Source organism: Ruegeria sp. CJ9, from assembly GCF_056536625.1.
The window spans coordinates 308,487-334,213 of the sequence record NZ_JBQFPY010000004.1 but is presented as its reverse complement, the minus strand read 5'-3'; the positions used below and the strand labels follow the sequence as shown (position 1 = coordinate 334,213).

Here is a 25,727-nt window from a genome sequence, read left to right as displayed (position 1 = left end):
CGAAATGCCTGGCTTGCGCTGCGACAAATGCAGCGTGGATTTCAATTTAACCTTTCGGGGGAAACATGACCAAATTTATGAAGAAGTTTGTCAAAGAAGAAAGCGGCGCGGCAATTGTTGAATATGGCCTTGCCCTTTTGGTTGTCGCGTCAATTGCGGTTGGTGCGTTCTCGTATCTTGGAACCACCACTAACACGAACGTAACGGGTGCTTGCGCAGCTCTGGGTAGCGCGACCTGCTGAACCATTGGTTCCTTGCGATTTGCAAACCACAACAACATTCTGCGCCGTCCCATCCGTGTAGCGGCGCAGAATACACCGCCGGGATTTTCGAAACCTAACCACTGACATTTCGAAATTTTTGAGCGTAACTTTTGGAGACAGAGATGCGTATCAGACCAGTTATTACCACATTATTTGGAATTGCGATTGCTTCAGGCTCTGTGTTCCTGGCGAAGGATTACATCCAATTTAACACGACTGCACCCAGTGCCACGACGAACGCCGATCTCGTTGAGATCTACGTTGCGCGCTCAGAAATCGCATTTGGTCAAACAATAGAAAATCATCACGTCACAACTCATCTCTGGCCACGCGAAGCGCTACCTGCCGGGGTTTTCACCGAGTTAGGCGTACTTGTTCCGGATAATCGCCAACAGCTGCGTCGCGCTAAGGGGCGGTTCTATCCCGGTGAAGTCATGCTTATTTCGAAAGTTTCGAATTTTGGCGAAAAGGTCACGCTGGTTCAAAAGCTGGGTGAAAACACGCGCGCCATGGCGATCGAAGTGGACGCCGTGACCGCGGTCGGCGGATTTGTCACTCCGGGTGATTGGGTAGACATCGTTTTGACACAAGGTGCGAAAATGGATTTGCGCGCTGTGACCATTTTACAGAATATCCGCGTTATTGGTGTGGATCAGCAATCCGAAGAACTGAGTGATCAGCCCGAAATTGCCCGTACGATCACAGTAGAAGTGACCCCTCAGCAAGGTCAGCGCCTGGCTTTGGCCCAAAAGGCCGGCACCCTGAGCCTCACCCTCAGAACGTTGGACGGTGTCGAGGATGAACCGATGGAAATGGTCCGCCTGCGCGATCTTCTGCAAGAGGAAGGTCCGGTTGAAAAAGTCGAAGCGCAACCGACAATCATTGTAAACCGCGGCACCGAAACCGAAGTTGAAGTTATACAGAGAAGCTCTCGTGGAGCCGACGACGCGACAGAAGTGGAAGCCGTTCCAAATGCAGAGTCCCGCGATCAAACGGACGCCCAGTCGACACCGGCAGCCATCAACTCTGGCACCAAGCCGAAAGCCCGCTCGCTCAAAGTCAGCCAGAACACTGCACAGTAAGGCTGCGTCATGCGTCGGACAACGAACATATCATTCTTTGCACAGGACGAGCGCGGCACGGTCGCTATTCTCTGGGGTACAGCATTTGTCGCATTTCTCGGGTTCTTTGCAATCACGATGGATGTAGGCCGAATGAACTCGACCCATGCAGAGCTTCAGTCCTTCGCGGACCACGTAGCCTTGGCAGCCGCTGGTGAGTTGGACGGACAACCCGACGCCATCACCCGCGCAACCAATGCAGCGGCCAACTTGATCAGTGACAGCCAGACATTTGCCAATGGGTCCGCCACGCTTTCGGGTTCATCGGATTATACGCTTTCGTTTCATTCCGCCCTGCCGGTTTCGGACCTCACGCCGTTGGGCGCAGACGTCACGACCAACCCAAGAGAAGCCAAGTTTGCTCAGGTCGTGCTAACGCCCAAATCTCTCAGCATGAACCTTGCTTCAGCTTTGGACCGGATGCTTGGCGGAAGCGGCATATCGGCCAGCGTTTCGGCCGAGGCCGTCGCCGGTTACTCCAAAGCGGCCTGCGATATCTCACCTTTAATGTTCTGCTTACCGCCGGATTGGGAAAATACCCTGACCGTCGGTGATCAAATCTTACTGCGCAGCGGTGGCAACGGAACCGCCTGGGGACCGGGCAATTTCGGGTTTATCGACCTAGCAACATTTGAAGATGCCTCCGGCGTATGTGCGGATGAAGGCGGGAACAAACTCGCCTGCCTCATCGCGGCGCAAAGCCAGATCACGCAATGCGTCCTCACCAATGGTTTGGATACTGAACCGGGTCAGAAGGTCGGAATCACCAATGCGGCATTCAATGTCCGCTTTGATATTTTCCGCTCGGTACTAAACGGTGAGAAAAACAATCCGGACTTTGCACCGGCTCCGAACGTCATCAAAGGGATACAGAAAAAGGGTGGTGGTTCCTGCATTCAGGGAAACGAAGAAGTCACGCCTGATACGATCGCACTTGGTCGCGACACTTGCATGGCTGCGGGAACCTGCGGCGGGAACAACCGGTTTGGGGACGGTGTCTGGGATCGCGAGGGGTATCTTAACCGGAACCATGACCTTGCAGATGGTATCGCAGACGGAATTGGCAGCGATGCTCACCTCCCGGCTCTTAGCGTAACGGATAGCGTGTTTGCTGGCACAAGATACGGAATGTACCTGCGGGAAATCGCGTACGGCAATAGCAGCCCACATTCACCACCGAACGCAAATTCGATCCTGGACCCTTCGCTTGCCGAAACCGGTCGCCCGATGTGTTCGAACCAAATGTCGACTAACCCAGCGCGTCGCGTCGTGACCGCAGCAGGCATTGATTGCGCTCAAAACCCGGTTTCCGGCTCGACCACAGGCGTTCCGGTCACAAAATTTGTTGCCGTCTTCCTGACCGAACCGGTGGGGGATGACGGTAGTTCACCGCCGAGTTTTGACATCCATGGCGAGATTGTCGGCTTTCCTGACGTTTCAGGCGTCGGCAGCGGCGGCAATGGGTTCGGCGGTATCTTTCGCGACCTAGTGCAACTGTATCGGTGATGGGACGCAGAATCATGAAAACTCGCCTCGCAGAATCCCTCAAACGCTTTGCAAAAAAAGATGATGGCGCGATCCTTGTGGAATTTGGCCTGGTCATGCCAATCATGCTTCTACTATTGGCCGTTACGTTGGAATCCGCACGCATGATGTGGTCATACCAATCGGTTATTGCAGGCGTCCGCGACGCCAGTCGCTATCTGTCCAGAGTCACTCCGGCAGATATCTGCACCTCTGGCGGTTCTGTTGCAGGGCTTACTACAACATTGAAAGGCATCGTCGAGGACGACAAAAATGCCAATAGCCTGTTTCCACCCAGCATAACGGTCAATTCGGTGACACCCAGCCTGTCCTGTGTGTCTGGAACCTATAGGGTCAACCCAGCCCCAGTAGGCACGGTCAGCGCAAACATCACTATCCAGTTTCCGATGGGCAGCATCCTGTCCCTCTTTGGCAGCGGACTATCGTCCGTGACGACGGATGTCTCTGACACTTCACGGATTTTCGGACAATGAAAGGTCAGCTTCATATCCACACGCGCTTGCTTCGCCGAGGGCAGAAAGTTCTTCAGGATCAAGGCGGCGGCGTTCTTGTAGAGTTCGCCATTGTCGTCTCCCTGTTTCTGTTTCTCTTCATGGCGCTACTGGATTTCGGCCGCATGTCCTATAGCGTTGCGAATGCTCAAAAAGCCTCGCAACTTGCTGCGCGCATTGCAGTCGTACGACCGCCTGCGTGCCCCGGAGTGCCCACGACGCATCAGCGAGGCACATCTACTTCGTCACCGAGATTTGGTACGTCCTGCAGTGCCTCGGCCGGGGTTTGTGCGGATCCTCAAACCCCTTCGTGTTCGGGTGTCGCAACCAATGCTACGGCCTCGGAAATCTGGACCCGGATTAGCCCGCTTTTGCCCCCGGATGCCACAATAGACAACTTACAGTTTCATTATGACTTCAATCCCAATCTGGGTTTCCTGGGTGGCCCGTATACACCCATGGTCTCAGTCGAATTGAACCTTAACGATTTTCAATTCGTGTCACCGTTGGCCGCGCTGGCAAACGCCGCAGGCGCAACTAACAGCACAATACCTTCGACAGTCGGTTACTCAAACTTCAGCGTCTCGCTGCCTGCTGAAGACCTTGCATTAGGAGAGTCAGGATGAGAGATCAGAGTGTTTTCACACCCAAATCACAGGCAATTATGCTTGTTTCGGAAAACGAAGAGATCGCGCAGCTGGTTGCGGATGTCTTTCCCGTAAATGAGGAAAATAAAGTCACCAGGAACGGGGCATCGTTTCAGATGTTGAATGGAACTGCCCTCGATCTTGCATTCAAGCACGATCTGGTGATCTTTGAAATCGACCCTGATGACACAGGAGAGCTCCGCGCTATCGAGGCTGTCCTGACGCACCGCGACGATCACACCTTGTTTGTTGCGCTCACTCAGAATGATCTGTCGATCTCCAAGGCGCGTGAATTGTACAAGATCGGTATTGATGAGGTTTTGCCGCTGTCAATTGATGGCGAAGGTTTGAAAGCCGCAGTCAGTGAAAAACTAAATGCGCGTGCGGTTTCGCAAACCACTATTTCAGACGGTTCTTCGGCGTTGGGCAAGGTGATACCAGTCGCAAAGGCGCGCGGTGGAATCGGGGCTTCTACAGTTGCTGTCAACCTCGCGTGTTCGCTTGTCGGCGGGCGGGGATCTTTCTTCAGGAAGTCCGCAAAAAACCGAGTAGCCCTTTTGGATTTTGACCTTCAGTTCGGAAACTCGAATGTCTTTCTGGACATCGAGGACAACGGCGGATTCCTTCAGCTAATTGAAAATTCTGAAATTCCTGATGATCACCTTTTGTCTTCGATCCTGCAAGAGCATGGGCTTGGCGTTGACGTTCTGTGCGCGCCTACCCCGATGGTGCCGCTGCAATCGATGCGGCCTGATCTGATCGAAGGGATGCTGGACCTTCTGCAACAGCGCTATGATTATATAATCATCGACCTTCCCTGCGCCGTTGTTGAATGGGTTGAACCTATTTTCAAACGGGCCACCAAATTGGCTTTGGTTACCGATACTACTGTCCCCTGCGTACGCCAGGCGAGGCGGTTGATTGATTTCTACCGCGAGGCAAACGTTGGCCTTCCGGTGGAGTTTGTGGTCAACAGAGAGCGGAACACTTTGATCAAGCCTTCGCATGTCCGCGAAGCCGAGAAGGTATTGAAAACAAGCCTGAAACACTGGCTACCCGACAACTCGAAAGTTGCCAGAAATTCCGTAGATCTTGGACGGCCGATTGTGGATATGAAGCCGCAATCGGACCTTGGAAAAGCCTTGGCAAAACTGGCCGCTGCCGTTTCGGCTGAAACTCAGCCCGTGGCAACGAAGAAAGCGTAAAAGGAGATCAACGTGTTCAACGAATTTAGATCACGCAAGGTTGCTTCCAAGTCGAATGTGCTGACACTGGATCGACCCATTGACATGCCCACCAAATCCAAGGCGACTCCTGACCCAGTGGACGTCGACCTGCAGGCGCATCTGGAACTCAAAAGCCGCTTGCATGGTGAGCTTCTGGACCGGCTCAATCTTTCAGTCATCGACAAGGTTGAACGATCGGAATTGAAACGCCAGATCGCATCTTTGGTAACCGGCCTGATCGAGGCTGAAAACCTGCACATGCGGTCTGAGGCTTTCACTGCGCTGGTTGATGAGCTTATCCACGAAGTCATGGGCCTGGGGCCATTGGAACCGTTGCTGGAAGACCCGACTATCAACGATATTCTCGTAAACTCTTTTGATCAGGTGTACGTCGAACGCTTTGGTCTTCTGGAGCTTTCTACTGTTCGCTTCCGCGATGAACGTCACTTGCTACGGATTATCGACAAGATCGTCAGCAAAGTTGGTCGGCGTATCGATGAGTCTCAGCCCTGGGTTGATGCGCGTTTGGAAGACGGCAGCCGCGTTAACGCAATTATTCGGCCGTGTTCCGTCGATGGACCAGCTTTGTCAATTCGCAAGTTCTCCCGCAACCCTCTGACAATAAAAAAGCTTGTTGATCAGAACAGCATGAATGATCAGGCAGCCAAACTCCTTGAGGCACTTGTCGAAGCAAGGTTGAATATCCTCATCTCAGGCGGTACCGGCACGGGTAAAACAACCATGCTGAACGCTGTGTCGTCGTTTATCGATGGCAAACAGCGTATCGTTACCATCGAAGACGCTGCCGAACTTCAGCTTCAGCAAAGCCATGTTGTACGTCTTGAAACCCGCCCTCCAAATGCTGAAGGGCAAGGTGTAATCACCCAACGTGATCTGGTTCGCAATGCCCTAAGGATGCGGCCTGACCGCATCATCGTTGGAGAAGTTCGTGGATCAGAATGTTTTGACATGCTTCAAGCCATGAATACGGGCCATGACGGGTCTATGACCACCGTTCACGCAAACTCGGCGCGTGATTCACTAAGCCGGGTCGAGCAGATGGTGACAATGCTTGGCGCTGACTTGCCGATCAGAACCATCCGGTCGCAGATAGCTTCGGCCATTCAGATCGTACTCCAACTCAGCCGCCTTAGCGACGGCACCCGCAGAGTCGTCAGCATTTCCGAGATTACCGGCATGGAAGATGACACGATCACAATGCAGGATATCTTTGTTTTCAAACGTCGCGGCAAGTCGGAAGACGGACAGGTACTGGGAGAGTTCTTGCCTACCGGCATTCGTCCAAAGTGCTTCGATCAGTTGGTTGCCGCAGGGATCGACGTAGACACCAACATGTTTATTCGTGGGGCTATGTCGTCATGATTGACCTGCAACCGAACACCCTGAACATTCTGTTCTACATTTCGATTTTCCTAGGAATTCTTCTTGCTTACGAAGGATTACAGCAGCTTTTCCTGCGCAAGGAATCCCTCAGCGAGGCCAGAAATCGGCGCATGAAGCTAATCCAGGGGGGCGCCTCAACCGATCAGGTTCTGCAATTGCTACGTGACCCTGCGATGACCACTCCTGGCGAAAAACCCAGTGTGATCGCCCGTTTTCGTCGTCTGCTTGTCCAGGCCGGGCTGACGATCAACCCGATCTGGGTGGTCCTTGCAGCCACCTGTCTGGCCGTGGCGGCCTTCATCGCAATATCTCGGTTCCTTGCCCCGGAAATTGCCGCAGCTCTGAGCGTCCTTCTGGCTGGCGTTCTGCCGCTGCTGGCACTGATCGCCATGAAGGATACCCGGGCCAAAAAACTTACGAAACAGTTACCGGATGCATTGGACCTTATGGCCCGTGGCCTGAAAGTCGGGCACCCAGTGGCTGTAACTGTCGGGAACGTGGCGACAGATCTTCCGGACCCGATAGGTAGTGAGTTTGGCATAATTCAGGACCAGATTAACTATGGCGACGACGTGGCAACCGCGTTTCAGGATTTTGCAAAACGTGTCGGAACAGAGGATGCGAACTATCTTGCCGTCAGCATCGGTATTCAGCACGGCACCGGCGGCAACCTTGCCCGTGTCCTAAGCATTCTGTCCCAGGTCATCCGTGACCGGCAAACCATGCAAAAAAAGATCAAGGCCATCTCTGCCGAAGGGCGTCTTAGCAGTCTAATTCTCACAGTCTTGCCGGTGTTCATCTACTTCTCAATCGAGATGTCCACACCTTCGTTCTACGGCGATGTTCGAAACGATCCGCTGTTCCCATATTTTGCGAGTGCGATAGTCGGCCTGACGATTGCCCAAGGACTTATCCTGAAGCGGCTCGTCAAATTCAAATTCTGAATGGGAGCGAAAAAATGGAATTTATTCAAAATGTTCTAAACGGCCAAGACCTTCCCCTTCAGTATCTTGTGCTAGGTGGGATTGCCGTAAGTGTTTTCTTTGTAATCCTCGGAATCTCTGGCATGACCGCAACCGATGACACGGCCGCGCGCCGGATGCGGGTCGGATCAATTTCTCGGGGGCACGGAACAGATTTTGACCTCATACAGGGGGATGACAGCGACCCGCACGGACTGCTTAAGGCATTTGTGCCTTCGTCGAAACGCGAACGTTCCCGAATTGGCAGAATGCTTAAGCAGGCTGGTATTCAGCGCAAACATGCCGTCCGATCATTTTATCTGTTCCGTTTGGTGATGGGTTTTGTGCTTCCAGCCGTTTTCGTAGTGGCTTTGTCGTTGCCGCTTGAAACTCAAGTTCAGCTTGGGATTGCTGGCCTATTGCAAAGCATCACCTGGGTGAACGCATTACAGATTGTCACCGCTTTGATGGTAACAGGTTTCTACGGTCCAGCACTCTGGCTGCGGCACCGTATAAGAAAGCGCCGCCAGGCCATCGAACACAGCCTTCCAAATGCGCTGGACCTGTTACAGGTGGCGATTGAGGCCGGGCTCGGATTTGACGCCGCAATGGTGCGAGTGGCGAATGAGATGGCGCATGCGGCACCGGAGATTTCGCAAGAGTTCACGATACTCCAACTGGAACTGCAAGCTGGCAAAGAGCGTCAGGCCGCCTTTATGGACATGGCCGAACGCGTCGGCATTGACGAGGTCAGCTCTTTCGCGAACGCCTTCCTTCAATCCAATCAATACGGCACCAGCATTTCCGCTTCACTGCGCAGATTTGCCACTGATATGCGTATCGATCGCGAACTGCGCGCTCAGGAAAAGGCCAACCGGCTACCAGTTCAAATGTCAGCCGTAATGGCCATGTGCATGATGCCCGTTCTACTGCTGATCTGCCTGTCGCCGATGGTGATCCGATGGATCAATATGTTTGGGTGATGGTTGGGTGTAGTCTGAGAATTGAAGGAACAAAGAATCTTCTTTGAGCTGCAATGGATGACACGCTTTGGTTATCTGCTTTTAGCCAAATTCTAATCCTAATACTTTGCTAACGCTGCATTTTGCTGGAGTAAAGCACCAGGTATCGGTCGTATTCCAGGCGGCGTCCACTAAGCGCGAACGAACCCAGCCTCACAGGGGATCGTCTCGATTTTTCTTTGGTCCCTCGCCCGAGCCAGATGAATCGCGGCAAATTCAAACTGCTCTGCCATTTGACCCAGTGTTACATAACGAGCCACAAACGCTTGCAGGCTTTGGGCAGTTATATAGCAACGGTAGTGCTGCGTGTCCGGGTTTCGCACCGTGACCTGATTTAGAAAGCCGCCATTCCGCAACCGCCGGATCGATATCACATTTATTTTCAAGCGTGCAGCCGCATCCAAGAGCGGCAGGTCGCACGAAAATGCACGCTCCTGTTTTTCTCAGCCTTCAGCTTGATCGATCAGCAAACCAGCCAAACCTTCGACTTCTGGATCACGCGACACGCCGGTCAATCGACCTGCCGCCCAATCGGTGACAACGCGTGCCAAAGGAACCCGGTCATTCTCTGAGTGGTACGCAGATGGCGGTGATACGTTGTAGGAGCAACAATGGCGTCGAAATGGTCCCGTGTTAGACTAAGAACTTAGGTTTGGCGTTTGTGAGATTGCAGATGATAGTCAAAATTTGGGTCAACTGCCCATCCGAGAAAGTCGCTGACCAGATCGCGGACAAGCTTCTTGAAGAGCGTTTGGTTTCCTCATCGAACCGCTACACTGCGACTAGCAGTAAATATCTCTGGAAGGGAAAAATCGTAACTGCGCGGGAGGTCCCACTTCTGCTGAAGACCCGAAAGGAGCTTTTTGGCGTAGTCGTTGACGCGATCCGCAGGATGCACCCTTATGAGACGCCCAGTATTCTCTCGATTAATGTTGACCAAGCCAACGGGGAATATCTTGAGTGGATGATTGAAAGCACGCGCGAGATCTAACCAAAGCTCAAACTATCGGCCTATAGCCGCTGTATCTTTGGGCTCACTACCTACTTTCTCTGCGGCGAGTTCGGACAAGCAGATGAGCCCTGACCGGGCGTTGATCGTAATTCGGTTACTTGTTCGCTCAGCAAGTCGCGAACCCATACATACCAGACCTTCAGTGCTAGAAGGTTAAGCAGTAGGGAGACGTTGTCCGCCAGTTGTTTTGTGGTCACTTGAGGGCCCGCAGCGAAAGCCGCACTCAGATTGGTCAAAGCGAGGAACGTGGCAAGAAGCGTTAAGAGTCTCATTGCGTTTTTCCTTTCGGTTCAGATGTAGACGACGCCAAAGCGCTCTTCGATCAAGGCGAAATCTATTTCGCCTGTCTCGTTTTGACGCGAGGTTTCGGCCATAAACTCCTCAGCCCAATCACCGGGGAAGATGTAGCTGATCATCTTGGCAGTCGTATCACCGACGTTCTTCATGTAGTGGGACACGCCGCGTGGGCATTGGATGCTGGCCCCAGGCCCGGCGTTAAAGACTTCATCGCCGATTTTAACTTCCAGGTCGCCCTCAAGGATGTGGAAGGTCTGGTCTTCCCATTTGTGATAATGATCAGGAATGAACCCGCCCGGTGCTATTTCACCTGAGCCAAAGACATACTCGGATTGCGTGTCGTCTTTGCCTGCGACAACCGAGGTGTACTCCTGATCCGCCATGAAATATTTGCGGCCTTCATGCCAACCGCTGACAACGGTCTTTTTGGCGGTCGCTTCAGTTTTCTTAGACATGTTGAGGTCCAATTCTGATTTCATTTGTGGGGAACGACCGGGCTGCCCCGCAACCCAGTCAGAGGTTTAGTGGCCGTGCCAAATGGCGTAAGCCATCCGTTCAACATGGGCTGGAAGGTTTTCTTTGTAGAATAGCCAGTCTTCGAAATCAGGCAGTTTGACCGTATCCTTAAGTTCGTCGACCGATTTGCCGTTTTGTAGACCCTCCCAAACGGCAACGTACAGGGCTTCGACAAAGGCCAATTCTTCAGCGAGAAGCTCAGGCGACGAATGCTCCAGGTGGCCTGAAACCACGGTATCGTAGTCAAGCTCTGCGCTGACACGGCGCAGGGTGTTCAGAGCGCCCACATAATCATGCGTATTCAAACGGGCGGTCGAGACCAGATAACGCGGAAGATGCCAATCCACGCCCATTAAAACCTTGTCGTCGGGCATGTGGATCACGCTCTGGCACTGGCCGTCGCTGGACCCGAAGTACTTTAAGTCGATGATCTTATCGCCCAGTTCGATGCGATGCTCATCTGCATAGGTCACGTCAGGCAGCACCACCCGGTTTTCCAGATCGCGGCTCATCAACTCAACGCACCCTTCATGGGCGATGAACTCCGCACCTTCGTCCTTGAAAATCTGGCCGCCCCGCGAATGGTCAAAGTGATCGTGCGAGTAAACAACCTTGACCACGGGTTGATCGGTCTGCTTGGCAATTTCAGCGCGCATCGCCTCGGACCGGAATTCGTGATTGGGGTCTACAACCAGAACGCCTTCATCCGTGATCACCACCAGGCTGGAATAATGCGCCATGTAGAACTGATAGACGCCGTCCTTCAGCTTGGTCATGGCCGGTGTCATTTCATCACCTGCTGCAATGGCCGCGCTTGTAAAGGTGATAGCGGCGGCGATGGCCGTCAGAATGCGCTTCATGGCATGTGTCTCCTTTTGCGTTGGAAACAACATACCCTTGACCCAACATGAGATAATTGATGTCATTGACAATTCAAAAGATACAAAAAGTACTGAATGGACAAGCTGAAGAAAATGACCGTGTTTGCTCGCGTGGTCGAGCTGGGAAGCTTTGCCGCAGCCGCGGAAGATTTGAATGTTAGTCCGGCCATTATTGGGCGACATGTGGCCGATCTGGAAGCGATGCTTGATCTGCGCCTCATTAGCCGCACAACTCGTTCGATGGAAGTGACCGAAGCCGGAACTCGCTACTATCACGGGTGCAAGGCCACCCTGGAACAAGTGGATGCACTTGAGCAGGACGTGGTTGCACAAGAAGGGGGGCTGTTATCTGGAGTAATTCGCGTAGCTGCTCCGGAAGGGATCGGTACGCCACTTTTGCTGGATGCGGTGCAGAGCTTTCAGACGCTTCATCCCGAGGTGTTGTTTGATCTGGTGTTTGAAAATGAGCAGACTGACTTCATCACCTCTAGGGTGGATTTGGCCATTCGGTTAGCGATCAAGCTGGACGATAGCAGTCTGATCGTTAGCAAGCTGGCTCAGACATCCCTCGGTTTGTTCGCGTCCCCCTCTTATCTACGCGCATATGGAACACCCACAACGGTTGCCGATCTAGACCAACATTGCTGCCTCGTCTTTGGTGCTTCACGGTTCGGTGACAGTTGGCCGCTCGTGACAAATAAAGGGATGCAAAAGCTGCGCCTGCCCTGGAAACTTGTCATGAACCACACCAATACTTATCGCGAAGCACTGGTGCGTGGGTTGGGGATCGGATTGCTTCCAGAAATCATGGCGATAGACTTGGTGGAAGCGGACCAACTTGAGCCAATCAATTTTACAGGGCAGTTCCCTGATGTTGGGGTGTTTGCAGTCTACCCCGAAAAAGCCTTCCAACCTCGTCGGGTTGGTCTATTTCTGGACCACCTTCGGCAACACATCAAACAACATCTGGCCTGACCGAAAAAGCGCCCCCGCGCTGACTTAAATTGCACAAAGCCGAACTTGGGATGTTTGCAGCGAACGGCGGCTCCGTCCCGCGTTGCGGTCATCGGCGACAGGGGGCGCGAGCGGCAGGCTCTCACAGCCACTGGATGATTGGTGGTGCCGTAACGAACCATGAACGTCGCCGAAGGGGTGTTATGTGAAGCGATCTCTGGTTGAGTGGTCAGCTCCCCTGCGGATCAAACGAACCATTACTAAATCGCCGGATAGCAGTCATTGATCCTGCGCGCGGAGAACGTCTGTTTCGAGCCCAAGGCGGTCATTGTGGTTTTGTGCGGCGCGCATACAGCTGGAGGATCTCTGCTGGTTTCGGTTCCAAGCCTCATCGCAGCTAACCTCATTGAATTGCCCGGCGCTCTTTTTCCGGCCAGAATTCATCAACCACGACATATGCAATGATTACAAAAAAAGCGGCGCTGGCAACTTGCAATACGCGAGTGATGCTCTTGACGTCAGCCTCGTCTGAAAACGGTGCAACCGAACCGCCATATACAATCAGAGCTGTTGTAATAGCGGAACCGGCGGCGGCGGCGAGCGGTACTTTTGACTTTCCAAGTGCTCCGAGTGTTAGGCAAAAGAAGAAACACAGCAGAATGGGGGTTATAATAACCGGAGCTATTACGTTTATTTCGTAGCATATGATGGATACTGCCGCCCCAAGAAGGTTTGCCGTCAGCATAGCTTTTGCAACTGTTTTGCCTGCAGCGGGCATTGCCGCAAGCTGCTGGCTCAGCAGGGCGACAAAAAACAGAACCAGTAGTGCAGATGCGCCGGAAACAAAAAACGCCAAGGCAAACGGCACTGTTACAAGCGACATCCTGACGATTCGGCGATGTGGGTCGAAGTTCGGCGACGATGCGGCCTTCTTTTGAGCGGGCGTTTGAGGTTCAGCGGGTATCAACACGAACATCAGCGTCGATACAAAGCCCGCAAACAGCAGGTTCAACGGTATCCAATACACGAGCACCAAAGCCAGATCCTGTGATTGCAAAACCAAGTTCGGGATCATCAGTGCACCCATCAGGGCAATGACGCCCGGTAAAACTCCGGCTCCGGAAACCGACCACATGAAAGACAGGATTATTCCTATGGCCACCAGAATGAGAAAAACAAGAGGATATGGTGAGAAGATTGACGACACCAGGAACGAAGTGAACATCAATCCAATCGAAAAGACAAACAGCTTAGCAAATGCTGCCAGAGGCAATGCAGCGGGTGCCTGCAAAAACAGTGCGGTGAACACCGCCCCAACGACGGCGAGTGGCCAGCCAAGAAATAAGCCCAAGGAAAAGACGCCGGTAACACCAACCGCAAGCCGGGCGACAGAGCGTTGGTCCTCAGTACGCATAGGACAGAATTGAGACCAAGCGGATGTAGGTGCGGCCTACGAAGTTCAGTAACGAGTTGTCGCTTAGGTACATAATCACATCGGCCTGCCCGTTCAGCTGAAAGCGAAGATCATCTTCGGTGCTTCCGGCTTCATAGCCCGGCAAAACGATCCTGACTGGGAACCTTTCAGGCTCCCGCAAAAAACCTTTGGTACTTGGCGGGCTCGCCAATTGCCCGGGCTCATCACCGCCACTTAGGGAAACGGCCGCGCTAAAGCTCTCGATGACGCCCGGAACAATCTTACCGGGATGCATGTCCAACACTACATCAACCGGAGACCCTATCGAAGCTCTTCCTAGGTTGTTCTCGGTAAAATACGCCTCGATCCAGACGTCCGTTGCATCAAGAAACGTCAACAGGTCCTGGCCGGATCGCGCATACGTTCCGGGGGCTATCAGCAAATTAGTGATGACACCTGTCGCCGGAGCACGCAGTTCCGTCCATTCAAGGTTCAGTTCTGCATCCGCCAAGGCCGCCAACGCGCGCTGGATTTTCGGGTTTTCAATCCCGTCGTCACCAAGCCTCTGTTTTGCTTTTTCCAGATCCGCTTTTGCGTTCTCAAAGTTTGCCTCAGACTCTGCCAATTGCCCTCGTGCATCATCAGCCTTTGAGACGGCAATCAACCCTTTCTTTTCGAGCGCAAATACGCGTTCCGTTTGAATGCGCATCGTATCCAGATCGCTCTGCGCCCTTGCGAGTTTGGCCTGTGCTGCACTTACCTCTGCCGAAGACGCACCCACCTCTTGGGTCGCCGCTTCAAGATCAGCTTCCGCCTTTGAACGCTCGATTTCGTAGGGCCTGGAATCTATTCGAACCAGAACATCACCTGCCGAAACAACCTGTCCGTTTTCTACCAAAACTTCCGTTACCGTTCCGGTCACCTGAGGCACGATTTGTGTGGCTACAGCTTTTACTCTGGCGTTCCCGGTAAATGGCGTTTTTCGATCAGCGACCAGATACCAGACAAGAAAAATCAGAATGACAGCCAGGGTTGTCCATATCGTCTTCCTCATTTCGCGGCACCTTCTGCAGCGGCCTCGGCTTCGGGCGAGGTATCAATCCAAACCTTGAACAGCTCATAGAACACAGCAAAGAGCACCGGCCCCATAAAGACGCCGATCAAACCGTACGCCATCATACCTCCGAGAACACCGATGAGGATGACCAACATGGGAGTCTCAAGGCCTTTTGAGATGAACACGGGTCTTAGGAAACTGTCCATTATCATGACTGGAACGGCCAATATGGTGAAGATCAAAGCTATTCCGCCGGACATGGAACTCCATGCATAGATAATAACCGGTATAAGAACCAATCCGGGCCCGATTTGGATAATCGAGAGTATCAGGCAGATAAATGCCAGCGTGGCGGCCGAAGAAATCCCAAACAATGCCAACAGTATCCAAACGAAAACCGCCTGAATGGCTGCTACGCCAATCACGCCTTTTGTAACGTTCCGGATCGTTGCGCCCGCGAGTGTCACGAATTCACCACCGCGCGGTGCAAAGACACGGTTGGCAAAGCGCTGAAGACCTTGGACCAAATTTGGCCCAGGGCTGAACAATGCCCCCATAATCAACACGGACAGAGCTAAGCCAAGCAGCCCGATTCCGATGCTCAGCACCTTACCGAAGAGCGATTTGGTGATCTCAAGGATTTGCGTGCCGTATTTTGCAAGCGCGCCGTCAAGATTGCGCTCAAACATTCCCCAGACATCGGCTATTTTGTTTCCCACCAAGGGCAACTCCTTGAGACCCTCGGGCGCAGGTGGGACTTTCAACTCACCTTTGTCTGCTTGTTCCGCGAATTCAGACCCAAGTTCTGCGGCACCAGACACCGCCGTAGCGACTGGCCCGAGGGTCAGAACAAGGCCCAACAAAACCAAGATCGTCGTGGCAAGTTTTTTCCGCCCTCCCAGCTTGGACTGAAGCCAGTCAAATGCCGGGTAAAGCGCCACACAGAGGATCGTTGCCCAGATAACCACGCTCGCAAGCGGGGCCACCATGACTAGGGCGCTGTAGAGGAATAGTCCAAGAAAGAGCAATCGTATTGCCAGATCGACAATCTTTGCGTCCTGTGTCTTTTCCATTCCATCCCTCCATGTGTTTTTCGAATGTTACACTCAAAAAACATAATATGTATATTTTTTTGAATTTTGGTGATCATCTATCAGCTTGAAGAGTCGAATGAATCTGGGCCACAGCTTGAGGTGCCCAGTCAAACCAATGCCTGGGCGTGAACTCGATTTGGCCAAATTGGGATAATCTACTTGTCCGCTTTTGTGTCGTCTTGGGACAAGATTGTATCTGCCACTGTCGTCGCCGCGGTCACGAAGACACCGAGACCCACGATGATGTATACCATTGTGAAGATCTTCCCTGCCGCAGTTTCAGGTGAGAAGTCACCAAACCCCACGGTCGAAATTGTCACGACAGAAAAGTAGATTGAGTCGAGCCAACTCCAACCTTCGACAAAGTGGTAAAAGACCGAGGCCCATAAAATCATTCCAACTGTGAAGGCAAGAATGCCTTTCACTCTACCGTCCTTGAAAGCGACGCCAATTCCTCGTGTTATTCTGGTCAGTGAATTCATTGCACCCTCATCTTCGAATAATTGCATTTGTACCAGAGTTGAGGATTTACGGAAGGAACAATGCTGATTTACTGAAAGCTGCCCGATAAGAACTCTCAACCAGAGTCCCAGATTCACCGATGCTATTCTGCGCGCGATGGTCCGACAGGTACAGATCAGCGGATCCCTTCATTCGAGTGATTTGGAAGCATGAACAGCCGTGGAGGTTCTATTTTGCAAGCTAGCAATCGAGCTGTTCGCCTACGCGCCAAGTATCTTGCTGCTAGGTCTTACGTCTCTAACGCGAATAGAACCCATCACGAAGTTCTTGCCTTAGGCGCAGACGCTCCGGGTACTCTTTCAGGAATAGTTCGGGTGGTTTGCCCTCCCAAACTTGCGCATAAACTCGCATCTTGTTACCGCCATAAATCTTCGCAAGGTCCTCATTGGAATAACCCTTCGCCCAAAGGTCATCGGTAATCGCCGCAAGGATTTTGGCAAGTTCGCCGTTACCGGTGGCTCCTTTGTTGAACGCGTCGATCATGTAGCCGCCGTCGTCGTACATGCTCGCGTTTGCAGTTGCGAACTGTACGACTAGTTCAGTCGAGAACATGTCGTCCGTTGCAATCCCAACATGGTCGACCCCCACAAGTTGGACATAGTAGTCGATCATATCAGCAGCTTGCTCGGGTGAGATATCCTCAGGCCAAACACCGTCCATCATCCATTCGGTGAAGGTCGGAGAAATATAGCCGCCCGATTTGGCCGCACGCAGCGCCTCGTCGTCGGGAATGGCCCGATAACAACCGCGTGTCGTGGCATTGGGTTCGTTCGCATAAAGCCCAGCTGGGACAGAGTGCGTATAGACATATGGCACGCCGGGATAGTTTTCATCCATATAGTCCATGGCGTCGTTGGCCGTTTTTGAACCCGTGTGGCTTAGGTCAAGCAAGATACCGAACCGCACCATTTCATCGATGACCGACTTCCCCCAAGGTGTCAGACCAATGTCGCGCCCGTTATAGGCCGCCAACTGCCCCGATCCGGTTCGGAAAATGTCATTGTAAGCCAGGATCATACTTTTGATCCCCATATCCTTTAGCAATGCCATTTTCTTAAGATCGCCGTTCAGGATTGTGGCGGTTTGGCTGTTCCAGATGACGGCCGTCTTGCCTTGTATATGGGCGGCTTCGATATCTCGGGTTTCATTGACAATCAGGTAGTTTTCCGGTTGCTGCGCCATGGCTGAGCGAAAGTGATAGTGCTGCTCTAGCAGGGTTTCAAACGACATATCCGCAGCAGCCAGCGTCATCTCGTGTCCCGTAATGCCGTTGTCCCGAGCGCGCGCGAAGTAAGTATGAAGCTGGTCGTAGTCGGTCCAACCAGTGCCGTAGGGGCTGGCCAACATGCCGAGGACGATGGTGTCTTGTACGAATTGCTTCGCCTCTTCTGATGCATCCCAAGTCTTGCTTTCCTCGCTCGCGTGTAGTGCGCAACCTAGAGTGATCGCGATAGCGCTTACGGCCAACATGGTCTTCATGACAGAACCTCCCTAACTGCTTTGTTTTTACCGCCGCATTCGAACCCCTCAGAAAACGATCCGGGTTCTTAGACCGAACAGCGTAATGCTATCCTGAGTGGGGTTCAGCAGCGGGTCAGAAATGAACTGCAGTGATGGCGTGATCTGCAGTCCGGGCGAGATTGAAATCCGGTAGAATGCTTCGAGCGTGAACTGGTCACCGTCTATGCCTCTTGCCTCGGCCCAGTTCAGGCCCAGCCCGGCCAAATCGGTGTTGCGACCATAGTAGCCCAGACCTGCTGAGACGGACCGGTCATAAAGCGCTGCGGTACCCTTTGAGGCCCCAGCCCGAAAGAACGGCATCCACTTATTGTCAACAAACCATGCGGCAGAGAACGCAGCGCCGTAATCTTCCGCTCGACTGCCATCGTCAGCCGCATCCGCATGCCAAAGGGTCAAATGGATGTTGTCGAAGTAGATGCGATCAAAGCCGGAGGTGTAACCAAATTCGAGTGATTTGAAGAGATTGCCGTCGCTAAACACATCAAAGTTTGGATCAGACGGGTCGGCGTTTGCGTCTGAGACGCTGGCAACAGCGTAGAAGTTTTCGCTCAGCTTTACTCCACCGGCAATGCCAAGGCCTTGATTGGGTGTGTTAATAGTCGGATTGGTATTGAAAGACAGGTTTTGGAAACCACTGTAGGGGCTGACCAACCCATAGATATCCACAAAGTCCGTTACATCAATCTGGCCAACTTGCAGCGTCCACGAACCGTTCTCGGCTCTTTGAGTCCAGAACAGATTGGTCAGCAGCAGACCATTATCGTTGAAGGCTGTTCCCGTGATTGAAAGGGCTCCGCCATCCAGCCCCAAAAACTGTGGGGCAACATCGGTGTAGCTGTGCCGATCTTCGATCTTGAATGTCAGAGAGCCGCGTTCAGTTGCCTGCCAACTACCGTAGAAACGCGCAATCCCACTTGCCGCTTCGCCGGTTCCCAGATCAGCATTTGTGGATTGGCCCAATGCCAAGTAATCAATGTTGAAGCGAAACCCACCCACAGCCAGTCGGTCTTTCCATTGAAACCAACCCGATGCGATATTGCGCGGAAAATCGGAACGATATTGTGGGTCGGTTAGCCCATCTCCGGGCTCAAGATCAGCTTCGACCGAAGATGGCCCGGATAGTCCCTGAGCCGACGCTGCGCCAGCGAAGGCAATGCTCAATGCGGCAACCAGAAGTCTTATCATTCAGACGCCTTTGCCCCGCCGGTCTTGCGATTGCCCGCCGCGCGGATGCGATCAGCGGCACGCTGCTTCCATTCCAGCCTATCTGCCTTGGTTTCCAGAGTTTCGACACTTTCTGCTTCCAACTGGAAAGTCGCGCTCATGGGCATCTGGCCATCCACAACCATCATATTCTGAACAGACGGATCGATCGTTAGCGTGCCTGTCAACCGAACGGGTTCATGGAAATAGCTGGGCGTCCAGCCCCCGTTCAACCGCACACGGATCATCTGGTTGGGCGGAGGTGGAGGCATGTGGCTGCACATCCCTCTTTCTGGCACCAAATATGCGACAGGCCGACCGTCTGGATCGTTCGGAGCAGGAATGGCAAAGCCCGCCAGTGTGATTGTTCGACCATCGAATTGCGGATTTCCGTTCGTCCCGGCCTTTCTTCGACGTTCCGTTACAACCTCTCGCTGATCGAGTAGCCAGTCCACATCAATTCCATCAGTTGCCAAGGCATCCTCAGTCTCGGTCAAAAGCATTTGCCACTTCTGACGCTCTTCTTCGCTGCCGCCATCCTGCTGCAGCCTGCCGCGCAGTCGTACGACGTAGAGGACATCGTCGAATTGTTCGGGGCTGAGATCTCGATAGGGGTCTTCAAAGACCTGCGCGGACGGGTCAGGTAGGTCAGACCAGTCCAACGCGGTTCCTGGCGTCGCCATGACAGGATGACCACACCAAACCAACCCTGCAAACACTAAGGAGCGAAACCAATGGTGCATAAATACTCTCCGGCTGTTTAGACAGGTCAATCCAGTGTGTTTTTGAAGATGACGCCGTCCTTCATGATCAGGCGGATCGTATCTGGGCTTTCAGGCCTCGGATCGGCACCGAACCACTGATTACCCGTGCCAACAACCGAGAAGTCTTCAAGCGGGTTGCCGTCAATGAGCAGAATGTCTGCATAGGCCCCCTCCTCAATCACGCCCAATTTGCCTTCGGGATAGGGGTTCATAAACGGCCCCGACAAAGCGGCGATTTCACCGCCGGTGGACGTCATTGCGACCAATGAAGCGTGGGAGCCAAAGAACTCATTATTGAGATGTTTTTCATACGCAATTTGAATATTGCAGGCCGCTACAGAACCTACGCAATCCGTGTGAAACCCTCTTTTGGCTGGGCACTCATTCATGTTTTTTATGTAGTCGCCAAAAGCCTGCGTAGCGGACTGTGCCTTTCTTAAGCTGGCTGGGACATCTCGAATGGCAGGAATATCAAAGAGATTTGGATCAAATGCTGTGAGATTGGTTGTGATGTAGGCTCCTTTCTCTTCCATCAGCGCTGATATTTCACAATCAAACATGAACCCATGTTCAATTGATCGCACACCAGCATTCAGTGCCGCCATGATCGTTTCCTTGCGGTAGGAATGGGCCATGACGTAGCTTTCGTATTCGTTTGCAACCTGCACGGCCGCTTCTAATTCTGCCGTCGATCCAGCCAACAACTGCCACGGGTCAAACGCTGAAACTACACCGCCTGATTGCATGTACTTCAGTTGTGTTGCTCCCATCCGGAAGTTGTTGCGAGCAAACTTGTACATTTCGGAGACACTGTCGACTTCTTGGGCCATATTCAGACGGCTGAAGTTTGAAGACTGGCCAACCGGCGCCGTAAAGTTGGCGAAATCAGCATGGCCACCACGTGTACTTAGAAAAGCAGCCGCAGGGTAGAAACGCGGCCCGGCAATGGTCCCGCTGTCGATTGCGCGACGAAGACCTCCATTAGCGCCACCTGCATCTCTTACAGTGGTAAAGCCTTGCATTAAGTACATCTCAGCCATTTGAGTGCCGTGAATCGCGAGGTCTTCCCAAGTGCTGTTGGCTTCCATTGCGGGCAACGTGGGTCCGGGCAGCATCAGGTGTGCATGATTTTCAATAAAGCCCGGGGTCAGTGTCATCCCTTCTCCGTCAATAATCGTAGCATTGGGGGCGTCAATCGCTTCAGTTGATACAGACGTAATCAGGTTGCCCTCGACCAATACGCTGGCATTCTCGATACGCTGTTCATTCACGCCATCGAAGATATGCACGTTAGTAAACAGCGTCTGGAGTTCTTCTTGATCCTGAGCCTGCGCGGACGCTGAAAAACAAAGTCCTGCAGCGACAATTGCCGTCGAGCAAAGCGACATTCGTAGACCGGACATAAGCACTCCCTTCATATTCATGTTTTGCCAACTGTAGCCCGGAAATCTTTGCCTAGGTTGCCAGTTTCGCATTAGGATGTTCGAATGTGACTGCAAAAATGGCCACATTGTAAATCTAGTCCAAACGAGGGTGACGAGCTTGCCTTTCAACTCCACCTCTCAAGAGCATAGCGAAGGCTTTATTCGCCTCTCCTTAGCTGCTCCGTTCCTGCAATATCTCACCGAACGTAAGATCAATCCGCAACCAGCACTGGATCAGGTCGGCTTGAAAGCCGAACTGTTGTCTGACCCATCCGTGTTCGTTCACTCTGAGTTGGTCTATGGATTGCTGAATTCCTTCTCAGAAGTGTCAGGGGATCGATATCTTGGCCTGAATGTCGGAGAGACGTTTGACTTGCATCAGTGGCCTCCATTCGCTCAGGCCCTGCAATCGACCGAGACGCTGTTCGAGTTCTTTACCCGTTTCGTCGGACTTGTACCGCAGGAGTCCAATTCTGTGCGGCATAGCCTTGTCGTTGAAGCGGACAAAGCGACTTATCGTATCGAGAGGCAACAAGAGCCTACTGTCCCACCCATTCAGGTGACCGGATTTGGTGCGGCAATCTACGTACGCCTATTTCAGACCGTCGTCGGAGATGCCTGGGATTCTTCCCGTGTACGATGGGAAAGCAGATACATCAACGGTCTGCCTATCAACTACAAAGGGATCGAGGTTGGCCTTGGGACCGATCCCGGAATGCAAATTAGTTTTCCTGTGGAATGGTTGTTTTTGCACCATGTCTCTGAGGGCCCTGCCAAGCCCATCGCCTCACAGGGACAAGATGAAGAAGTAACAGTGGTAGCTGCTTTGCGATCTGTATTACGCGACAAACTAGATGAAACCGATTTGGGGCCGGAGGCGATGGCGGGATTACTGGGAATACAGCCGGAACGGTTTTTGAAAGCGCTTCAGCGGCAAGGCACAACGCTCCCACGCGAAGTCAAACGACTGCGTGTCGATGTCGCCAAGGAGCACCTCAAAGAAGGCCAGATGACAATTGCGGAGATTGGTTTGATGCTCGGTTATTCCGACAAGTCCCACTTCACTCGCTTTTTTCGTGGCCAGACCGGAATGACACCGACTGCTTTCCGGAAAAAGTAGCGGCTCTGATGTTCCGAAAGGGAAGTCAGATCAAACCAAACTGTCTGCGGGAGTATGAAATGGAGGCGGCGTGTTAGTTGATAACGCAAAGGTCAAATTCAACTGATGTCCAACGTCGGGGGCGCCTTCTGATGTCGAACGTTCACCTAGTTTCTGGTCCAACTGTGACGGTTGGGTCAGGTTCGTGTGACGTTCAACAGGAGATGTGGAACGTCAGTGATATTTGACTCAATCGACAGTCAAAACCTCAAAAAATGCTCAAATCACGTCATTCAATTTTGCCCCAAACGTCAAGCATTTCTGGCCCAAAGCGGTTAATGGCATTTCATCGGTGCTGGAGTTGATGTCTCATTTTTTACCTGCCCCACCCAGCGACTGACAAACGGGGATTTGACTGTCATGGAATTGAGAAGGTTAGTAAGATCAAGGAAATTACGTCGCGACAGAACGCGCGTTGGGTGTCTTACCCTGAGCCTCCAAGCCTTGCCGATGTATCCTCCTTGGCGTTGCCTTCAGCCATTCGGCGGAAAGCTTGTCGCCAACCCTCAGCAAGTTCTTCCATCTGAGACAAAGCCTCGGCATCTTCCGGCAGAATGCGACGAGTCAACCGTGCGCGTGTAACAGCCAATACAGACCAATTGGGATTTGGCCTTTCAGACAAGGTGATCCGATCACCGGCGCCAACTTCGCCAGGCTCGAGTACACGATAGTACCATCCGGTTCGGCCCGTCTTCTGAAACTGGTACGGCATTTCCTTGCGCCCGGTATGTAGCCCAAGTTTCCAGCATGGCTGCCGCCCCTGGCTAATTTGAACCACCGCCGTCCCGAGCGACAGGATGTCCCCAATGCAGAGGTTTTCCTCGGTCAGCCCCGTTGTTGAAATGTTCTCGCCAAACGCCGCTGGTATTGTGCCGGGTGCCATTAGGCCCTCTGCTTGCCAGGCTGAATAGTGATCAAGTGCATAATGATGGATGGCTTTGTCTTTACCACCGTGTACGGTCAAATCCGCCTGCGCATCGCCTGCAAAACCGAGCGAGGTAACAACCTGCCGGCCGTTCACCCGAACTTTCTGAATGGCCGAAGGCGGTTTGCCTTCCCAGCGATCTCTGATGGCTCCAAGGAAAATGCCGTCGATGTTTGCCGACAGTTCAGGATGGTTCATCTGGCTTCCTCGTGCTCAATGCAGATCTTGTCTTTTTCGCCGGGTTCCAATGAGACGCCCAATAACTTGCAAAAACCGCTGTTTGTCGTGTCGTCATGATGAGTGCAGGATTTGCACTGGCCGAAGGATCGGCCTCCATTTGCGGCCAAAGCCAGACTGAGGCCTTGCATCAGCCCCTGCTCAAGTAAGGCTAGGTTTTCTGCAGGCATATCTCCAATTGCCTGAGCAACAGGATTTGGCTGACGTACGATCTCGGCCCCTTCTTTTGTGAGTTCGTAGGAAATCGACCGCTGATCGTGTTCTTTCCGGTGCTCTTCTACATAGCCTTTGCGTGCCAAAGCCTTGAGCGTCTGTGACATCGTTCCACGGGTTGTACCGATGTACTCTGCGACATGCGACGGCGAGCGCGAGAACATGTTCGCCTCAGCGAGGTACTCGAGCGCCATCCTCTGAGTCGGGTTCAGATCTCCCGCCCATCCTTCGGAAGCATCAATCCGGGCCAGACGGTTGATCAGTGTGCGTATGCGATGATCTGAGTTCATAACACTTTTAGTAGCGACTCGAAATTATAGTTGCAATGTATTTCTCACTATAGTAGCGACTCGCTATCTTTTAATTGGAGGCATCTATGAAACTTTCAACGCTCACTTCTACTTTGGCTCTGCTCATCGGCAGCACAGCTCTTGCTGATGGGAACCATGCCATTCATCAGGATGGCGCGATCATATCTTCTGCTGACGCCAGTAAAGTCGCGGATTTTGACATTCTGGCCGCGCACGCGCACCGTAATGGAAACACGGTCACTTTTCACATGACCACGAATGGATCGGCTGGTGCCTCGGTTCCGGCGGCAACCGGAGAGGTCGGTGGTTCAGACGTCTGGTCATATGTCTGGCCTACGTCTTTGGACCCTTCGGCCGTTGGGTTTGAAGCCGGCACAGGCATCCTTGCAATGGCCGCAACCAGTCATCCAGATTTTGATGACACACCGCTTTTTGACGAGAACGGCGACGGAGATCCGGCCAATGACGGCATCGAATGGCACAGCCATTGGGTTGTGTTGACCCCGACCGAAGCGTGCGGACCCGACGCGCTTGCCGTACGTGACATCCCCGAAGGTTCCACACCCAAGCTACCTGCGACATGGCCTGGATTCCCGATCTTTCTGGACAGCCCAGGGTTTACACCGCTGTTCGACGGGCCCGAAATCTCGGTGAACGCAGGCTTCGCCAGCGACGTCGAACTGGAAGGTGTCGGTTACGATGGCGTCACTTCGGCCTTGCGTGTGAACGCTAATATCCATGCTCCCTTGCTGTGCGTCACAGATGTTTTTGACGTCGCATCTGGCGAACTGAGCCTGCCGGGCAAGATTCACTAATATTCGATTGCGCAGCCGCCGAACCCACGGCGGCTGCCTGCTACTGAGGACAAAGAAAATGCAAGCACCAGAGTTAGACGTCACGGAATGGTTCAACACAGACACGCCCCTAACCCTAGAAAACCTAAAAGGACGGGTTGTCGTCATTGAGGCCTTTCAAATGCTTTGCCCAGGATGTGTCCTGCACGGTATTCCCTTGGCGCAGTCGATTCAGAGGACGTTTCCTGAAGAGAAGGTAGCCGTAATTGGCCTGCACACCGTGTTCGAGCATCACAACGCTATGACACCGGTGTCTTTGCAAGCTTTCCTGCATGAATATCGCATCACGTTCCCTGTCGGCGTGGACAAACAGGGCGCAGGACCGTTGCCAAACACGATGTCTCGCTTTGGCATGCGCGGCACACCAAGCCTTGTCCTTTTAGATCAGGCGAGGCAGATCGTTGCGCATCACCTTGGTCAGGTTTCGGAACTTCAATTGGGGTCCGAGATTGGCAGTCTTCTGACACAGGAGGTCGTGTCGACCAAAGGCGGCACCGTCACTGTTGATCAAAGCGAATGCGAACCAGGTAGCTGCAATGTGTGATCGGGCCAAGGTGCCCACATATGGAAATCGTTTTTTCCAAGCGCCATCGCCAAACCGTAGTTTTGTCTTACACGGCGACGAAAAGCCCAAAAACACCATACGGTGCTCGCTACCCAACAACCCACAGCGTAAGGCAAGTCCCAA

General features: G+C 52.9%; 26 protein-coding genes. 14 read left to right on the top strand and 12 right to left on the bottom strand.

The annotated features are described in order from the left end of the window. Positions 1-65 precede the first annotated feature (65 nt). From ACR0AJ_RS11400 to cutA, 10 genes are all read left to right on the top strand, one after another. Positions 66-242 (top strand): Flp family type IVb pilin, encoded by a 177-nt coding sequence (locus ACR0AJ_RS11400; RefSeq protein WP_145975006.1) that lies wholly within the window; start codon positions 66-68, stop codon positions 240-242. A gap of 143 nt (positions 243-385) precedes the next feature. Beyond that, a complete protein-coding gene (gene cpaB, locus ACR0AJ_RS11395; protein WP_425082393.1) occupies positions 386-1,345 on the top strand; it encodes a Flp pilus assembly protein CpaB in 960 nt (319 codons plus the stop codon). Between the two features lie 9 nt (positions 1,346-1,354). Beyond that, complete coding sequence (locus ACR0AJ_RS11390) at positions 1,355-2,890, top strand: TadE/TadG family type IV pilus assembly protein (RefSeq protein WP_480740863.1); 1,536 nt, start codon at positions 1,355-1,357, stop codon at positions 2,888-2,890. Positions 2,891-2,904: 14 nt separating this feature from the next. After that, positions 2,905-3,402 (top strand): TadE/TadG family type IV pilus assembly protein, encoded by a 498-nt coding sequence (locus ACR0AJ_RS11385; protein WP_170351517.1) that lies wholly within the window; start codon positions 2,905-2,907, stop codon positions 3,400-3,402. Continuing rightward, complete coding sequence (locus tag ACR0AJ_RS11380; protein ID WP_170351519.1) at positions 3,399-4,046, top strand: TadE/TadG family type IV pilus assembly protein; 648 nt, start codon at positions 3,399-3,401, stop codon at positions 4,044-4,046. Before ACR0AJ_RS11385 ends, ACR0AJ_RS11380 begins: the two co-directional genes overlap by 4 nt. Further along, on the top strand, positions 4,043-5,272 hold the full coding sequence (locus ACR0AJ_RS11375) for a CpaE/TadZ family protein (protein ID WP_480740862.1): 1,230 nt from the start codon (positions 4,043-4,045) through the stop codon (positions 5,270-5,272). Before ACR0AJ_RS11380 ends, ACR0AJ_RS11375 begins: the two co-directional genes overlap by 4 nt. Positions 5,273-5,284: 12 nt before the next feature. Beyond that, positions 5,285-6,676 carry a TadA family conjugal transfer-associated ATPase gene (locus ACR0AJ_RS11370; RefSeq protein ID WP_367647831.1) on the top strand — a complete coding sequence of 464 codons (1,392 nt, stop codon included), beginning with the start codon at positions 5,285-5,287 and terminating at the stop codon, positions 6,674-6,676. Next, positions 6,673-7,641 carry a type II secretion system F family protein gene (locus ACR0AJ_RS11365; RefSeq protein WP_170351522.1) on the top strand — a complete coding sequence of 323 codons (969 nt, stop codon included), beginning with the start codon at positions 6,673-6,675 and terminating at the stop codon, positions 7,639-7,641. Before ACR0AJ_RS11370 ends, ACR0AJ_RS11365 begins: the two co-directional genes overlap by 4 nt. Positions 7,642-7,655: 14 nt before the next feature. After that, the gene (locus ACR0AJ_RS11360) at positions 7,656-8,642 is read left to right on the top strand and encodes a type II secretion system F family protein (RefSeq protein WP_170351524.1); all 987 of its coding nucleotides are present in this window, start codon (positions 7,656-7,658) and stop codon (positions 8,640-8,642) included. Positions 8,643-9,354: 712 nt separating this feature from the next. Next, entirely contained in the window at positions 9,355-9,672 is a 318-nt protein-coding gene (gene cutA / locus ACR0AJ_RS11355; RefSeq protein ID WP_170414581.1) for a divalent-cation tolerance protein CutA, read from the top strand. 311 nt (positions 9,673-9,983) lie between these two features. Here the strand turns inward: cutA and ACR0AJ_RS11350 are convergent, their stop codons facing one another. After that, positions 9,984-10,445 (bottom strand): cupin domain-containing protein, encoded by a 462-nt coding sequence (locus ACR0AJ_RS11350; protein WP_170414579.1) that lies wholly within the window; start codon positions 10,443-10,445, stop codon positions 9,984-9,986. A gap of 66 nt (positions 10,446-10,511) precedes the next feature. Further along, the gene (locus ACR0AJ_RS11345) at positions 10,512-11,366 is read right to left on the bottom strand and encodes an MBL fold metallo-hydrolase (protein ID WP_170362162.1); all 855 of its coding nucleotides are present in this window, start codon (positions 11,364-11,366) and stop codon (positions 10,512-10,514) included. A gap of 96 nt (positions 11,367-11,462) precedes the next feature. Here ACR0AJ_RS11345 and ACR0AJ_RS11340 point away from each other — a divergent pair, with 96 nt between their 5' ends. Beyond that, the gene (locus tag ACR0AJ_RS11340; protein WP_480740860.1) at positions 11,463-12,362 is read left to right on the top strand and encodes a LysR substrate-binding domain-containing protein; all 900 of its coding nucleotides are present in this window, start codon (positions 11,463-11,465) and stop codon (positions 12,360-12,362) included. Positions 12,363-12,744: 382 nt separating this feature from the next. On the opposite strand, the gene ACR0AJ_RS11335 is transcribed toward ACR0AJ_RS11340, so the two are convergent. From ACR0AJ_RS11335 to ACR0AJ_RS11300, 8 genes are all read right to left on the bottom strand, one after another. Beyond that, the gene (locus ACR0AJ_RS11335) at positions 12,745-13,755 is read right to left on the bottom strand and encodes a DUF2955 domain-containing protein (RefSeq protein WP_302478430.1); all 1,011 of its coding nucleotides are present in this window, start codon (positions 13,753-13,755) and stop codon (positions 12,745-12,747) included. After that, on the bottom strand, positions 13,745-14,809 hold the full coding sequence (locus ACR0AJ_RS11330) for an HlyD family secretion protein (protein WP_170362165.1): 1,065 nt from the start codon (positions 14,807-14,809) through the stop codon (positions 13,745-13,747). Before ACR0AJ_RS11330 ends, ACR0AJ_RS11335 begins: the two co-directional genes overlap by 11 nt. Beyond that, the gene (locus ACR0AJ_RS11325) at positions 14,806-15,885 is read right to left on the bottom strand and encodes an AI-2E family transporter (protein WP_170351538.1); all 1,080 of its coding nucleotides are present in this window, start codon (positions 15,883-15,885) and stop codon (positions 14,806-14,808) included. Before ACR0AJ_RS11325 ends, ACR0AJ_RS11330 begins: the two co-directional genes overlap by 4 nt. A 176-nt stretch (positions 15,886-16,061) precedes the next feature. Continuing rightward, positions 16,062-16,388, bottom strand: a complete 327-nt coding sequence (locus ACR0AJ_RS11320) for a potassium channel family protein (protein WP_226689145.1) — start codon at positions 16,386-16,388, stop codon at positions 16,062-16,064. A 277-nt stretch (positions 16,389-16,665) separates the two neighbouring features. Continuing rightward, a complete protein-coding gene (locus ACR0AJ_RS11315) occupies positions 16,666-17,907 on the bottom strand; it encodes a membrane dipeptidase (RefSeq protein WP_170351540.1) in 1,242 nt (413 codons plus the stop codon). Between the two features lie 48 nt (positions 17,908-17,955). Then, on the bottom strand, positions 17,956-19,134 hold the full coding sequence (locus ACR0AJ_RS11310) for a carbohydrate porin (protein ID WP_170553526.1): 1,179 nt from the start codon (positions 19,132-19,134) through the stop codon (positions 17,956-17,958). Continuing rightward, a complete protein-coding gene (locus tag ACR0AJ_RS11305; RefSeq protein WP_254429615.1) occupies positions 19,131-19,835 on the bottom strand; it encodes a DUF3299 domain-containing protein in 705 nt (234 codons plus the stop codon). The genes ACR0AJ_RS11310 and ACR0AJ_RS11305 overlap by 4 nt, the downstream gene beginning before the upstream one ends. A gap of 86 nt (positions 19,836-19,921) precedes the next feature. Further along, positions 19,922-21,319, bottom strand: a complete 1,398-nt coding sequence (locus ACR0AJ_RS11300) for a metal-dependent hydrolase family protein (protein ID WP_480648793.1) — start codon at positions 21,317-21,319, stop codon at positions 19,922-19,924. A gap of 139 nt (positions 21,320-21,458) precedes the next feature. On the opposite strand from ACR0AJ_RS11300, the gene ACR0AJ_RS11295 reads away from it, so the two are divergent. Next, positions 21,459-22,460 (top strand): helix-turn-helix domain-containing protein, encoded by a 1,002-nt coding sequence (locus ACR0AJ_RS11295; protein ID WP_480648795.1) that lies wholly within the window; start codon positions 21,459-21,461, stop codon positions 22,458-22,460. A 463-nt stretch (positions 22,461-22,923) separates the two neighbouring features. Here the strand turns inward: ACR0AJ_RS11295 and ACR0AJ_RS11290 are convergent, their stop codons facing one another. Together ACR0AJ_RS11290 and ACR0AJ_RS11285 are read right to left on the bottom strand one after the other, a co-directional pair. Next, positions 22,924-23,622, bottom strand: a complete 699-nt coding sequence (locus ACR0AJ_RS11290) for an MOSC domain-containing protein (RefSeq protein WP_480648797.1) — start codon at positions 23,620-23,622, stop codon at positions 22,924-22,926. Then, positions 23,619-24,164 carry a MarR family winged helix-turn-helix transcriptional regulator gene (locus ACR0AJ_RS11285; protein WP_480648799.1) on the bottom strand — a complete coding sequence of 182 codons (546 nt, stop codon included), beginning with the start codon at positions 24,162-24,164 and terminating at the stop codon, positions 23,619-23,621. Before ACR0AJ_RS11285 ends, ACR0AJ_RS11290 begins: the two co-directional genes overlap by 4 nt. A gap of 86 nt (positions 24,165-24,250) precedes the next feature. Here ACR0AJ_RS11285 and ACR0AJ_RS11280 point away from each other — a divergent pair, with 86 nt between their 5' ends. Then, the gene (locus ACR0AJ_RS11280; RefSeq protein ID WP_480740857.1) at positions 24,251-25,000 is read left to right on the top strand and encodes a hypothetical protein; all 750 of its coding nucleotides are present in this window, start codon (positions 24,251-24,253) and stop codon (positions 24,998-25,000) included. Between the two features lie 58 nt (positions 25,001-25,058). Next, positions 25,059-25,583, top strand: coding sequence for a redoxin domain-containing protein (locus ACR0AJ_RS11275; protein ID WP_480648803.1), 525 nt, complete (start codon positions 25,059-25,061; stop codon positions 25,581-25,583). The last annotated feature ends 144 nt before the right edge of the window (positions 25,584-25,727 follow it).